11 protein-coding genes and 2 pseudogenes are annotated in these 14,770 nt (G+C 38.1%); 8 read left to right on the forward strand and 5 right to left on the reverse strand.

What is annotated here, in order from left to right; genetic code table 11:
- Positions 1-48 precede the first annotated feature (48 nt).
- The 4 genes and pseudogenes from ACFIM8_RS08065 (at position 49) to ACFIM8_RS08080 (ending at position 6,852) form a co-directional block, all read left to right on the forward strand.
- Positions 49-1,299 carry a TolC family outer membrane protein gene (locus ACFIM8_RS08065; protein WP_375607443.1) on the forward strand — a complete coding sequence of 417 codons (1,251 nt, stop codon included), beginning with the start codon at positions 49-51 and terminating at the stop codon, positions 1,297-1,299.
- Between the two features lie 252 nt (positions 1,300-1,551).
- Positions 1,552-2,106 (forward strand): DUF2497 domain-containing protein, encoded by a 555-nt coding sequence (locus ACFIM8_RS08070; protein ID WP_375607442.1) that lies wholly within the window; start codon positions 1,552-1,554, stop codon positions 2,104-2,106.
- A gap of 148 nt (positions 2,107-2,254) precedes the next feature.
- Positions 2,255-4,978, forward strand: coding sequence for a valine--tRNA ligase (locus tag ACFIM8_RS08075; protein WP_375607441.1), 2,724 nt, complete (start codon positions 2,255-2,257; stop codon positions 4,976-4,978).
- A gap of 1,133 nt (positions 4,979-6,111) precedes the next feature.
- Positions 6,112-6,852: pseudogene (locus ACFIM8_RS08080) on the forward strand (tetratricopeptide repeat protein).
- 138 nt (positions 6,853-6,990) lie between these two features.
- Here the strand turns inward: ACFIM8_RS08080 and ACFIM8_RS08085 are convergent.
- From ACFIM8_RS08085 to xth, 5 genes are all read right to left on the reverse strand, one after another.
- Entirely contained in the window at positions 6,991-7,737 is a 747-nt protein-coding gene (locus ACFIM8_RS08085) for an amino acid ABC transporter ATP-binding protein (protein WP_273791447.1), read from the reverse strand.
- A gap of 11 nt (positions 7,738-7,748) precedes the next feature.
- Entirely contained in the window at positions 7,749-8,465 is a 717-nt protein-coding gene (locus ACFIM8_RS08090) for an amino acid ABC transporter permease (RefSeq protein ID WP_375607440.1), read from the reverse strand.
- A 2-nt stretch (positions 8,466-8,467) separates the two neighbouring features.
- Positions 8,468-9,220 (reverse strand): amino acid ABC transporter permease, encoded by a 753-nt coding sequence (locus ACFIM8_RS08095; RefSeq protein WP_375607439.1) that lies wholly within the window; start codon positions 9,218-9,220, stop codon positions 8,468-8,470.
- Between the two features lie 141 nt (positions 9,221-9,361).
- Complete coding sequence (locus tag ACFIM8_RS08100; protein ID WP_375607438.1) at positions 9,362-10,267, reverse strand: transporter substrate-binding domain-containing protein; 906 nt, start codon at positions 10,265-10,267, stop codon at positions 9,362-9,364.
- A gap of 125 nt (positions 10,268-10,392) precedes the next feature.
- Positions 10,393-11,175, reverse strand: a complete 783-nt coding sequence (gene xth / locus ACFIM8_RS08105; RefSeq protein WP_375614760.1) for an exodeoxyribonuclease III — start codon at positions 11,173-11,175, stop codon at positions 10,393-10,395.
- A gap of 487 nt (positions 11,176-11,662) precedes the next feature.
- On the opposite strand from xth, the gene rpsL reads away from it, so the two are divergent.
- The 4 genes and pseudogenes from rpsL to ACFIM8_RS08125 form a co-directional block, all read left to right on the forward strand.
- Positions 11,663-12,034 carry a 30S ribosomal protein S12 gene (rpsL, locus tag ACFIM8_RS08110; RefSeq protein WP_005773262.1) on the forward strand — a complete coding sequence of 124 codons (372 nt, stop codon included), beginning with the start codon at positions 11,663-11,665 and terminating at the stop codon, positions 12,032-12,034.
- Between the two features lie 18 nt (positions 12,035-12,052).
- On the forward strand, positions 12,053-12,523 hold the full coding sequence (rpsG, locus tag ACFIM8_RS08115) for a 30S ribosomal protein S7 (protein WP_273791452.1): 471 nt from the start codon (positions 12,053-12,055) through the stop codon (positions 12,521-12,523).
- A 24-nt stretch (positions 12,524-12,547) separates the two neighbouring features.
- A complete protein-coding gene (gene fusA, locus ACFIM8_RS08120; protein WP_375607436.1) occupies positions 12,548-14,632 on the forward strand; it encodes an elongation factor G in 2,085 nt (694 codons plus the stop codon).
- A 62-nt stretch (positions 14,633-14,694) separates the two neighbouring features.
- Positions 14,695-14,770: pseudogene (locus ACFIM8_RS08125) on the forward strand (elongation factor Tu); the annotation flags it as partial.

A 14,770-nucleotide genomic window follows, 5' to 3' on the forward strand; every position in this document is an offset into this window, starting at 1 on the left:
TGTATTGTGTTAAAAATAAACAAGAAGTTTCAGGCATGTTTGTTGTTGGTGTTGAGTATTTTTTTATCAGAGACTGTTTGTGCTGAAACATTGATGGATGCCTTTTCTAAGGCTTATAAACACAATGCTAAGTTGAATAGTGAACGTGCAGCTGTGCGTATATCCAGAGAGGATGTTGTTATTGCGCGATCGGGGTTGTTGCCACAAGTTGAGGGGGTTGGGAACTATGGGCGCAATAAGTCTTTTACAGGTCCTTATGTGACTTCTGGATCTATAGGCGTGAGATTAAATCAAAGATTATTTGACGGGTTTATCACGCAAAATATCTTTTCTTCAGCGCAAGTTAAGTTGCAGGCTCAACGTGAGTATCTTCGTAATGCTGAACAAAATACTTTTCTGGAAACTGTAACGGCTTATGCTAATGTCTATCAGGCACGTCGTATTGCCGATCTTCGGAGAGAAAATTTGGCAGCTCTTGAAGAGCAAGTTCGTTCCGATAAAGCAAAATTTGATGTGGGTGAGGGAGGGCGTGTTGATCTTGCTCAAGCTCAAGCAGCACGTTCCGTGGCAGTTTCAGAGCTGAGTCTTGCTCGTGCTGATGTAAAAGCAGCCGAGGCAGTGTATCGACAAGTTATTGGTTCTGATCCTGAAAAGTTAAAAAGCCCTCCCGTAGCCAGAGATTTTCCTGCCAACCTTGATATGGCTTACCAGATGAGCGTTTCTATGCATCCAGCAATCCTTTATGCTAAATATTTAGTCGATGCGAGTGTTTACAATGTAAAGGCAAAAGAAGGTGCATTGCTCCCTAAGGTAGATTTTTCTGCGACAGCGTCTTATAATCGAATTTATAGTGGTCCTGGAGAGGATGGCGTTTCTAAATCAATAGGGTTGTCAGTGAGTGTCCCAATTTTTGAAGGAGGGCGTACGTCTGCGCAAATTCGCCAATCAAGGGAACAGCTTGGACAGGCGCAGCTTCAACTCGATTTGGCGCATAGCAATACCCGACAAGCACTTACTTCTGCTTGGTTTCAGTTGGAGGGCGCACGCTCATCTGTTGTTGCTTATCGTGAAAGTGTTCGTGCTGCTGAAATTGCTCTGAAAGGTCGTGTTCAAGAAAATCGCGTAGGGCAAGCAACGACATTGGATGTTTTAAATTCTCGTACTCAATTGATTAATGCTCAAATTGCGCTTGCAATGGCAGAGCGTAATGCTGTTGTGGCGAGCTATAGTGTTCAATCTTCTATTGGTAAGTTGACTGCAAGTTATTTAGGTTTAAAAACAATTCAATATATCCGATAATACATAAAAGTATCTCTTTGAATCTTATTAAATTATTTTAGTTTTTAAAAGATTAGTAAGTCAACAGTTGAATATGTTGAAAGATATTGCGGCGAGATATTATTTTTATAAGTGTAGAAAACTGTGTGTAGCGCCCTCTTTATGACAAGCATATTTGAAAATATCATAGGAGGCATGTTGATCTTATAATTCTTTTGCATACACTGAAAATATGATTCTATTTGTTGTTGCGTCTTTGAGAGGTTGTAAAGTATGGTACAGAGTTCAAGCGTGTTACGTGAGCCAAGTATGGATGAAATTTTAACATCTATTCGTGAAATAATCGAAGAAAATGCGGTTCAATCTGATCACTTTTTAAATGAAGATGTTGCACTGAATGCTTCAGAAGTGGCATCCGAGGGTATTTATGATACAACCTTATCGGTTGATGATGCTATGAAAGCTTTAGCTGATCGTATTGGTCTTTCTTCTGAAAATCAAGGAGGGAAGATAACGCAAGAGAAAGAGGATATAGAGGCAGAAAATAATACAGTTGGTATGGATATGCAAAAGATGAAGCTTTCTTCTGAAGAACGGAATTCTGTTTATAAAGCAAAAGAATATGAAGATGAGATAAGAAAATCACAGTCAGACGCTGGAAGGGATGGTCATGTGGAATTGTCTGCATATTGTATTTCTTCTGCAGAAAAGATTGCAAAGGATGTATTGCGTCCGGCTATAGCTGAATGGTTACAGTCTAAATTGCCTGTTTTGCTGGAAGATATTTTGCGTGAAGAGATTGTGAAGGCGATTAAGAAATCGTCTTAATTATTTTTACATTATTTTTATGTTTTTCATTTTATGGGGATTTTGTTTGCGATTGTGCGAGCTCTCTAGTGAATGGCTGAGATTCACGAAATTTTGATCAGGATTTGATCATATATTGTGTTGTTCAGCGGCGTTATGGATGGATAGAATGTTAGAAAAAAACTATGATGCTGCCTCTATAGAGCAACGGGTTGCAAAGAGATGGGAGACTCGTGGGGCTTTTAAAGCAGGAGTGGGTTCTAAAAGTGGTGCAGAAACTTTTTGCGTTATGCTTCCACCCCCGAATGTTACCGGCTCACTTCATATGGGGCACGCACTCAATACGACAATTCAAGATATAATGGTTAGATTTCAGCGGATGCGTGGCAGGAATGTGTTGTGGCAGCCTGGTATGGATCATGCTGGGATTGCTACACAAATGGTTGTAGAGCGCCAACTTGCAGAACGCCAAGAACCAACGCGTCAAGAAATGGGAAGAGAAAAGTTTATTGAGCGTATTTGGAAATGGCGTTATGAAACTGGAGGCATTATTGCAAACCAGTTGCGCCGTCTTGGGATTTCATGTGATTGGTCGCGTGAGCGGTTTACAATGGATGAGGGGTTGTCGCAGGCGGTTCGTGAAGTTTTTGTCACGCTTTATAAGCAAGGGCTGATATATAGGGATAAGCGCCTCGTCAATTGGGATCCTAAATTGTTGACAGCTATTTCAGATCTTGAAGTTGAGCAAAAAGAAGTTCAAGGACATTTGTGGCACTTTAGATATCCACTTGAAGGTAAAGTTTTTGATCCAAATGATGCGACAACTTTTATAACAGTGGCGACAACACGACCAGAAACAATGCTTGGTGATACAGGAATTGCTGTTAATCCTGAAGATGAGCGTTATAAAAATCTTATCGGTAAAAATGCTCTTTTGCCGCTTGTTGGTCGTCGGTTATTAATTGTTGGTGATATGCATGCTGATCCTGAGGCTGGAAGTGGTGCTGTAAAAATCACGCCAGCCCATGACTTTAATGACTTTGAAGTGGGGCTGCGTAATCATTTACGCTTGATCAATATTTTTACCCCAAAAGCTGAGATTTTTCTCCGTGAGAATGAAGCATTTTTTGATGGTTTGATATTATCAGATGAATTAGAAATGTTAGTAGAAAGTCTCGATAAATCTGATCGTTTTGTTGCGCGCCAGAAGATTGTTGCTTTGATGAAAGAACAGGGATATTTGGCTTCTGTTGATGATCATCCCCATATGGTTCCTCATGGAGATCGCAGTGGTGTTCCTATTGAGCCTTTTTTGACAGATCAATGGTATGTTCATGCTGCTGAATTAGCAAAGCCAGCGATAGAGGCTGTTCAACAAGGAAAAACGCAGTTCGTTCCCGATAACTGGAAAAAGACCTACTTCAATTGGATGCAAAATATTCAACCTTGGTGCATTTCTCGCCAATTATGGTGGGGACATCAGATTCCTGCTTGGTATGGACCTGATGGAACAGTTTTTGTTGAAAAAAGTGAAGAAGAGGCTTTAGATTCAGCCGTTGCTCATTATGGTGAGGTGGTTGAATTAATCCGTGATCCGGATGTTTTAGATACTTGGTTTTCATCAGCTCTTTGGCCTTTTTCAACATTAGGATGGCCCAATAAAACGACTGAGTTGTCTACTTTTTATCCAACATCTTTATGCGTGACAGGGTTTGATATTATTTTTTTCTGGGTTGCTCGTATGATGATGATGGGACTTCACTTTATGGGTGATGTTCCTTTCCCAACGGTTTATGTGCATGCTCTGGTACGGGATCAAAAGGGTGCAAAGATGTCAAAATCTAAGGGAAATATTATCGATCCCTTAGAGCTTGTTGATCAGTATAGCGCTGATGCACTTCGTTTTACTTTGGCTATTATGGCAGCACAAGGTCGTGATGTAAAACTTGATGTTTCCCGTATTGCTGGTTATCGTAATTTTGCTACGAAATTGTGGAATGCTACCCGATTTGCACAGATGAATGGTGTGAAGCATGATCCAGCTTTTAAACCAGAACAAGCAAAACTGGCGCTTAATCGTTGGATTTTAACGGAACTCTCTAAAACGATTTCAGCAGTGACAATTGGTATTGAACACTATAAATTTAATGAGTCTGCCGCTACACTTTATCGTTTCATTTGGAATACACTCTGTGATTGGTATTTGGAACTTCTCAAACCTATTTTTCAGGGGGAAAATGAAGATGCTAAAAATGAGGCTCAAGCTTGTACTGCTTGGGTTTTAGATGAAGTTTATAAACTTCTTCATCCTTTTATGCCATATATGACGGAAGAGTTGTGGTCTCTTACAGAAACGCAAGCCATCAAGCGTGAGGATATGCTCGCATTGACAAAATGGCCAGAGGAAACATTGATAGATGAAGAAGCTGCTGATGATATTAATTGGCTTATTGATGTCATCACGGGGATTCGGGCTGTACGTTTTGAAATGAATATTCCAGTGGCTACGCAAGCACCTCTTGTTGTTGTTGAAGGAGGGGAAGTAACGCGAGAGCGTGTGAAGCGTTATGATGCACTTCTTAAAAAATTAGCGCGTATTGAAGTTATTGATTTCTCTGATAAAGTTCCGGAAGTATCAGCACAAATGATTTTGGGAGAGGCTGTTTTTTGTTTGCCCTTAGGACAGTTGATTGATTTGGAAGCTGAACGTGTTCGTTTGAGGAAGGATGTTAGTAAAATTGAACAAGATATTGAAAAAATATCGCTTAAGTTAAACAACCCCCAATTTATAGCAAATGCAAAAGCAGAAATTGTTGAGCGTGAGCGGAACAGGGTTTTAGAACTGCGTGCAGCGCAGAAAAAAATATTTGTTGCTTTAGAGCGGTTAGATTGATTTCAGCTTTTTATTTTTTTGATAGATAATTTCATATCAGTAGGGCTGGTATAGATCTTCTTTAAAGGAAACTTTTCTTTTGTTAGTTTTTCATGAACGATCATAAAATCTCTACTGAAATCCATAGTTTTATGTTTATCATTAAAGAGATATCTTTTAAGGCATCTAAGCCTATTCCATGACGTAGAATGAATGCTATAACAGTAAATCCATAGAGCTTCCCTTCTTTATGCTTGTGAAGTAGCAAGCGCCGGTATCATTCTGTCCAATCAGGACAGCTCTTGGCTCAGACCGTTCGTAAGAGGCATTTTTAGTTCTTTCTTACACAGAGTTTTTATCCACATAGCTCTCTCTACTTGTAATGTGCAAGCGGATGGTTTTGAGTGATTTAACATGGAACAGGTTTGGAATGAGAGAATCTTACGATATTTGAGGGACTTATTCAAAGTGCAAAAAGGTAAATTATCATTATAAATCAATTTCTTGCTTTATTATTATAAAATATCATCATTTAGAGTAGCAATATAAGGTATGTAAAATTACACATGTGGTATTTTTTTGTATGTAGTGGTGAGTATTCTAAGGTAGAACTTGTGTGTAAAGTATGAACTAACCCCATGTGAAATGATGTCAGGTGCAATCTGTTAAACAAAAAGCTGTATTGTTTATAGATTGGCAGAGACAAAAAACTTCATCTTTAAGGTGGTAAGGCAGTTGTGAAGTTATAAGTTAACTATCATCATTATATTTATCCATCTTTCGTATTGTTTTTTATACTTAAACGCTTGCCATTCATCATGTATTCTCTTCGTTCTCAAGTTGCGGTTTAATGCACGTTATTCTATTGAACGATTTTTGCTCATACGTATAAAATTTTAAGATCAATAAATCCTAGAATGTTAAAGGGTGTGTTACAAAATATAGAATGATGATTTATATTTAAAAATCAATTTGTTATATATAAAAATTGATACTTAATTTTATCGAACATTTTGGATGGTTTTTATCTATTTGTTTTTTCTTTTAAAATTTTTACTTTAAAATTGCGTATGCTTCTTACTAAGAAAAAGAGTTTAAATATCTACAAAGAAATTTGTAACAGATATAATCATTAAAATTGAGGTAAGGGGGGAATGGTTAATAGGTTTCAGATATGGAAAAAAGTCACGATTGTTGTGATTTTAGGGGGATTCTTTTCGACTGTTTGTGTAATAGATGTCAATAGCTTGCAAGAAGCGAATGATGGTTCGTTTTATTTTTTTTAACGTATAGAAATGGGCATATAAATCAGGCTATTCCAGCACTCCGTTGTGCTGCTAAGAGGGGCCATATCGGTGCGAATTGGAAACTTGGCTACATCTATGCAAAGGGTGATGGTGTTCCTAAAGATGATTACAAGACATATCATTTTTTTGCATATATCTTTGAAAAAGGTACAGATCTTGGTTCAGAAGATGAAAGTTATGTTTCTGATGCATTGGTTAAACTTGCAGGATATATAAAAAAGGTATTCCTCAATCACCTATGAAACCTGATCCTTCTTATACTGTTTGTCTTTATATGCAGTCTGCGGTAAACTATGGAAATCCTAAAGCTCAGTATCATTTAGGAAAAATATTTTTAAAGGGAGAGGGAAGGGAGAAAAATCCTTTACAAGCCACGATGGTTTAAACTCTCAGCAAAAAAAAGGAAATCCTTCTGTTCAAACAATGCTTGGAAATATACTGCTTAAAGAAGGAAAAATTGTCCGTGGGGCAGCAATTTTAACTGCTGCCTATAAAAAAGCTAATGTAAAAGACAAAAATTTGATTCACCCTTTGCAAGAAGAGGCTTTTGCTCTTTGTAATGAATCTGAGAGACGTACAGCAATTTGACTGGTTGCTGAGATTTTAAAGAATAACAGTTTTTAAACATCTTATTGTAATATTTTTACACTCTCTCATATTATATTAAACTCTATTTTCTTGTATACAAGTTCATAATAAAGATAGCTTTTTTTGATAATCTAACGGCTAATGACTTAGGATCTTAGACAAAAATTCTTGCGTTCTCGGTTTTCTTGCTTGCGGATCAGAAAAGAACTCTTTAGATGAACAGTCTTCAAGAATTGTTCCTTGATCTATGAAAATAACACGCTCCGAGACTTTTTGTGCAAATCCCATTTCATGGGTTACACAAATCATCGTCATACCTTCTTCTGCTAAGCTAATCATGACATCGAGTACTTCACCTACCATTTCAGGATCTAGAGCAGATGTTGGTTCATCAAAAAGCATGACAAGTGGATCCATGGTTAAGGCACGTGCAATAGCAACACGTTGTTGTTGCCCTCCAGAAAGTTGACCAGGATATTTATCTTTGTGTTCAATGAGTCCAACGCGTTCAAGATATAACAATCCACGTTCAAGTGCTTCTTTTTTGCTTCGTTTTAGGACTTTGATTTGTGCAATTGTCAAATTTTCTGTGACAGATAAATGAGGGAAAAGCTCGAAGTGTTGAAACACCATTCCTACCTGACTTCGCAATTTAGGCAGATTCGTTTTTTTTGAATGAACAGGTATTCCATTAATCCAAATTTCACCTTTTTGAAAAGGGACGAGAGCGTTAATAGTTTTAATGAGTGTTGACTTTCCTGAGCCTGATGGACCACAAACGACAACGACTTCTCCTTTATTAATATTGGTTGTACAGTTTTTAAGGACTTTAATTTCGCCATACCAATTAGAAACATTTTTTATTTCGATCATATGAGTAGACATTTTTTTTCCTGTTAGCGAATAATGGATACTTTTTTTTGTAAATACAAAACTATTTGTGACAGTGTAAAACAGATAACAAAATAGAAAATAGCTGCTAAGATATAAGCTTCTTGCTTTACACCAAAATTATTAGCAGCAATATCAAAACCATTCAAAAGGCTATGACCACTGATGGCATAAACAAGGGTTGTATCCTGAAAAAGGATAATAACTTGTGTTAAAAAGACTGGAAGCATATCTCTAAAGGCTTGAGGAAGAATGACAATGTACATACTTTGCCAATATGTCATTCCAAGAGCTTGTCCTGCATATTTTTGTCCTTGCGGAACTGAATTGATTCCAGCACGCATAATCTCAGCAAAATAAGCCGTTTCAAATGCGGTAAAGGTAATGAGTGCTGATTTATTTGCACCGATGGATATACCGGTTAAAAAAGGCAGAAGCACGAAAAACCATAAGATAACCATCACAAGGGGTATTGAACGCATAGCTGTTATGTAACTGATTGCAAACCAAGAAAGAAGTTTTATGGAAGAAAGGCGCATCATTGCTAAAAGCGTACCGAAAACAAATCCCAACACCGTTGCAAAAAGAGTTAGAAAAACGCTAAAGAGTAAACCTGATAAAATGTAAGAACGAAATACATCAAAGGTAAAAAAGGAAAAATCAAAGTCGGAAAAATTGAAAGGAGAATAAAATCCAAACTGAGAGCTTATGAAATTCATCATATTCAATTTCCCTTTGTTTGAAAATTAGGAATTTTGAGTATTTGTTCAATGACTGTCATCACAATGAATACAAATAAGGCTATTAGAATATAAAGAGCCGTAACAAGTAAATAATTTTCGTAAACATGGCTTACCTCTTCAATTGCTTGGTATTGAAATTGCATGAGCTCATTTATTGAAACGGCGAATGCTATAGACGAATTTTTCACAATCCCCATTGCTTCTGAAGTAAGAGGTGGCATAATTGCACGTATAGCACGTGGTAGAATAATATAGCGATAACTTTGATAAGTTGTAAACCCCATTGCCATAGCAGCATAGCGTTGTCCAGAAGGAATCGCTTCAATGCCTGAACGAACCTGTTCAGCAATGCGTGCAGATGTAAAGAATCCCAATGCGCATGTTATTAAGAGAATGGGGGAAAATTTCATCGCTGGTGGATAAATCTTCGGAACAACAAAATACCACAAAAACACTTGTACAAGGAGGGGAATATTACGCATAATCTCTACCCAAATAGTACCGATAGTGCGAAATATATAATTGATTATGGATGTTTTGGGTAAAGTGCGCATTGTTCCTATAATAACACCACACAATACAGCTAATATAAGTGAAGTGATAGACAATATAACCGTATTTTTAAAGCCATCGAGAAGTGTATCTAAATAGGTATGGCTCACGCCGGGAGTCCCCAAGCATCCTGTTACCAATGTTTGAGTAAGGTCATCTCTACAAAGGAAAGAAAAGTCCATTAATTGATATTCCCTCAAATTAGTCATTCACAAATAGGGCAATAAACCAAGCATATCTACATAGGCCAAATTTATTAAAAAGTGAATTAAAATATAAACCACACTCAATTTCAAAAGAGTGTGGTTCTTCTTTATTAGATTCTATAAATCTTTTTCTGCGTAGCTTTCTCGAGGCTTATTATTTGGGTGATCCCAGGCATATCTTGTTTGTTTTGATAAGGGAAGGTTCATAACAGTGTTAGCAGGTGGGATCGGTTTCATAAACCACTTATTATAAAGCTTTTCCAGTGATTCATCTTTAATCTGACGTACGATACTATCGTTGATTGTTTGTTCAAATTTTTTGTCATGTAATCTGAGCATACAGGCAATAGGTTCGACTGAAAGTACAGTATCAAGAATGACATAATCAGATGGATTCTTTGATTTAGCAATATGTCCAGCAAGAATTGAAGCGTCCATGACAAAAGCATCTGCCTTACCAGATTCTAATAATAAAAAACTATCTCCGTGATCTTTCCCCTTTAAAACCTTAAACTGAATGTTTTTTGCACGTTTATTTTTACGAATAAGTTGAACAGATGTTGTACCGGTGGTCGTTGCAACTGTTTTTCCCTTTAAATCCTCAAGAGATTTAATGTTAGAGTTTTTCTTTACAGCAATCCGAACCTCTTCAATGTATGTCGTATAAGCAAATGCTGCTTCTTTACTGCGAGCAATATCATTTGTTGTTGAGCCGCACTCAAAATCATAGGTTTTATTTTTTAAGAGAGGAATTCTATTTTGAGAAGTGATGGGAAGATAATGAATTTTAATTGGTTTACCAATTTTTTTTGAGATATCATCAATGATCCGTTCTGCCATTTCTGTATGAAAACCTACATATTTATTATTACCAAGGGCGTAGGCTAAACCAGACGATTCACGGACACCTAAAGTAATTTCCCCTGTTCGTTTTATTTTTTCAAGAGTATCATGTTCAGCATGTGCGACACTTGTAAATCCAATGGCCGTTGCTGCAATAAGCATTAACAATGATTTCTTCATTTATGTCCTCCATTCATTTATTTTTTATTTTATGTACTTAAAATATACTGTTTATATGCTGTAGCATAGTTATTATTTTTGAGTGGAATTTTTTTGTTGTCTCATGAAATGAGGATTGTACTTTCTTAATTGATATTAAGGTGAATCCAAACAGGAACGTGGTCGGATGGTTTTTGATATCCCCTTACTTCTGTTTGACTATGAGCGCAAATTAATTGATCAACAGCTTCTGGTGATAATAATAAATGATCAATGCGAATCCCATTATTTTTAGGCCAAGCACCCGCCTGAAAATCCCAAAAACTGAAGGAGGGAGTATCGGTGACATTCCGGATAGCATCATAAAAACCTAAATGAAGAATACATTGGAATACTTTTCTTGTTTCTCGAAGAAATAAGGCATCTTGATACCATTCTTGAGGTTTTTTTGCATCTAATGGAGTGGGGATGACATTATAATCACCTGCTAGAATAAGAGGTTCTTCATACGCAAGTAATGATTTTGCATGTGTATATAATCTTTCCATCCATTCTATCTTATAGGAATATTTTTCACTCTCAATAGGATTCCCATTTGGCAAATAGAGAGATGCAACACGAACAACACCTTTGTTTGTTGAATAAACAGCTTCAATGTAACGTGTTTGTTTATCATTATCATTGCCTGGTAATCGACGGATCACTTCATCTGGTGTTTTTTTAGAGAGAATCGCAACGCCATTAAAACTTTTTTGTCCGTGCGTTTCTATATGGTAACCTAAATTTTCAATTGTATCGCGTGGAAAATTTTCATCAATACTTTTAATTTCCTGTAAACAGACTATGTCCGGTTGGCTTTGCTGCAGCCATTGACATAATGTTTCATGTCGCGCTTTTATTCCAGCAATATTCCACGTTGCTATTTTCATGGTGCTCATCATTAGATATCAAATATGCAATTCAATTTACTGCATTTATGTTTTACTACAGTCACATCTTTTTTGTTTATAGGGGATATTACTATGGTAAATTAATTTATCAAGAGTAGCGGTAAAAGCAAATTTAAAGCTTTAAAATTTAATTTATTTTCATTTTTAAAAAACTTTATGCTGTTTAGTTCTTGACGAATGTACGTGTTCTCGCTATTAGGAATGAACATAACCGATGTGGATGTAATCAGGTGTTTTGGATATGAGCCGGAAAATTATTCACAGGTGTTAAGAAGATTAAAAGCAAATGCTAGTGCAAAAGGCTATTGCCTTCTCTGCTTATGGTCGGGTGAACTGTTTTGTGCAGGTGTGCCCGATTTTGTGTGTAGACTTAGATATCTGTTCCGATTTTGTTGGGGTGGATGGAAATTAAGATAGAAAAGCCCGATTGGGTAAGACGAATGTAGATCGAAAAGAGGAAGGTTGCATGCCTACCGTAAACCAGTTGATTCGAAAGCCGCGTGTGGCGCCAGTTAAACGTAATAAGGTTCCTGCTCTGCAGTCGAATCCGCAGAAGCGTGGTGTTTGTACGCGTGTTTATACAACAACACCGAAGAAACCTAATTCTGCTCTTCGTAAGGTTGCTAAAATTCGCTTGACGAATGGATTTGAGGTGATTGGTTATATTCCTGGAGAGGGACATAATCTTCAAGAGCACTCTGTTGTAATGATTCGTGGTGGTCGTGTGAAAGATTTGCCAGGAGTTCGTTATCACATTATTCGTGGTTTGCTTGATACACAGGGTGTCAAGAATCGTAAACAGCGTCGTTCGAAGTATGGCGCAAAGCGTCCAAAATAATATTGAGAGACAAAGCCAATGTCCCGTCGTCATAGAGCAGAAAAGCGTGAGATTAATCCAGATCCAAAATTTGGTGATTTGGTTATTATGAAATTTATGAATGCCATTATGTTTGATGGTAAAAAATCAGTTGCAGAGCGTATTGTTTATGGTGCGCTTGATTCTGTAGAAAAAAGAGTAAAAACAGATCCTGTGGCTCTATTTCATCGAGCTTTAGAGAATGTTGCTCCTCATATTGAGGTTCGTTCACGCCGTGTTGGTGGTGCTACTTATCAAGTTCCGATTGATGTTCGTCCTGATCGTCGTCAGGCTCTTGCTATTCGTTGGTTGATAGCGGCGGCACGTGGTCGAAATGAAACGACGATGGTTGAGCGTTTATCTGGTGAATTGATGGATGCGGCTAATAATCGTGGTTCTGCCGTGAAAAAGCGTGAAGATGTTCATCGTATGGCTGAAGCTAATCGTGCTTTTTCTCACTATCGCTGGTAGAAGTTTTAAACTAAGGCAAATATAATGGCTCGCGAATATAAAATTGAAGATTATCGTAATTTTGGTATTATGGCGCATATTGATGCTGGTAAGACTACGATGACTGAACGTATTCTGTTCTATACCGGTAAGAATCATAAAATTGGCGAGACCCATGATGGTGCTTCTACAATGGATTGGATGGAGCAGGAGCAGGAGCGTGGTATTACGATTACGTCTGCTGCGACAACGACATTTTGGGAAGGGCAGGACGGTCGGAAGCGTCGCTTTAATATTATTGATACGCCAGGGCACGTTGATTTTACGATTGAAGTTGAGCGCTCTTTGCGTGTTCTTGATGGTGCAATAGCCTTGTTGGATGCAAATGCTGGTGTGGAGCCTCAGACGGAAACTGTTTGGCGGCAAGCTGAAAAATATCGTGTGCCTCGTATGGTTTTTGTTAATAAAATGGACAAAATAGGAGCTGATTTCTATCGTAGTGTGGAGATGGTTGGCTCTCGGTTGGGTGCTAAAGCGCTTGTTTTGCAGTTGCCGATTGGTGCTGAAAATGACTTTGAAGGAGTTGTTGATCTTGTAGAGATGAAGGCTTTAAAGTGGGATGGTTCTATTGGTGCCTCGGCGGTAATAAGTGAAATTCCCTCTGATTTAAAGGAGAAAGCTGAAGAATATCGCGAGAAATTGATTGAGATGGCCGTGGAGGTTGATGAAGCTGCGACAGAGGCTTATTTGGAAGGTGTTATGCCAACCAATGAGCAACTTGTTTCTCTCATTCGTCGGGGGACAGTAGAAGTTCAATTTCATCCGGTTCTTTGTGGTACGGCTTTTAAAAACAAGGGGGTGCAGCCACTTTTGGATGCTGTTGTTTCCTATCTTCCTTCTCCAATTGATATCCCGGCGATTAAGGGTATTGATGTAAAGACTGAGGCTGAGACGACACGCGAATCTTCTGATGATGCTCCGCTATCTATGCTTGCTTTTAAAATTATGAATGATCCTTTTGTTGGTTCGTTGACGTTCTGTCGTATTTATTCTGGTAAAGTTCAGAAGGGTATTTCTCTTGAGAATACTGTGAAGAAGAAGAAGGAACGTTTGGGGCGTATGCTTCAAATGCATTCAAATTCTCGTGAGGATATTGAAGAGGCATTTGCTGGTGATATTGTTGCTCTTGCAGGGCTTAAGGAGACGACAACGGGTGATACTCTTTGCGATCCTTTGAAGCCTGTTATTTTGGAGCGGATGGAATTTCCTGAGCCCGTTATTGAGATTGCAATTGAACCGAAAACAAAAGCAGATCAAGAAAAAATGGGGATTGCTCTTAATCGTTTAGCGGCGGAAGATCCCTCGTTTCGTGTTAAATCGGATGAAGAATCAGGTCAAACTATTATAGCTGGAATGGGTGAACTTCATCTTGATATTATTGTCGACCGTATGCGGCGCGAGTTTAAAGTTGAAGCAAATGTTGGGCAGCCTCAAGTTGCTTATCGTGAGTCAATTACTAAAATGGCGGAAATTGATTATACGCATAAGAAACAATCGGGTGGTGCCGGTCAATTTGCTCGTGTGAAAATTGTTTTTGAGCCTCATGATGGTGATGATTTTATTTTTGAGTCAAAGATTGTTGGTGGTGCTGTTCCTAAAGAATATATTCCTGGTGTCCAAAAAGGGATTGAGAGTGTTATGGGGTCAGGTCCTCTTGCGGGCTTTCCTATGCTTGGTGTAAAAGCGACTCTCATTGATGGTGGCTATCACGATGTTGATTCTTCGGTTTTGGCTTTTGAGATTGCTGCTCGTGCGGCTTTTCGTGATGGGGCAAAGAAGGCTGGTGCACAGCTTCTTGAACCGATCATGAAGGTGGAAGTTGTTACACCAGATGATTATGTTGGTGATGTTATTGGTGATCTCAATTCTCGTCGGGGACAGATTTCAGGAACTGAAGCACGCGGCATTGCAACGGTTGTGAATGCAATGGTTCCTTTAGCAAATATGTTTGGTTATGTGAATACTCTTCGCTCTATGAGTCAGGGGCGTGCGCAGTATACAATGCAGTTTGATCATTACGAGCCTGTACCTTCGGCTGTTGCTTTGGAGATTCAAAAGAAATACGCGTAATTTCAGGTTGGTAATTAATTTTTAACTTAGTCCTTGGTTTGGACGGAAAATGGAGAGCTCAAATGGCGAAGAGCAAGTTTGAACGAACAAAACCGCATGTTAATATTGGTACGATTGGTCACGTTGATCATGGGAAGA

It is taken from the genome of Bartonella sp. AC535YNZD (genome assembly GCF_042196625.1).
Classification (GTDB): Bacteria; Pseudomonadota; Alphaproteobacteria; order Rhizobiales; family Rhizobiaceae; genus Bartonella.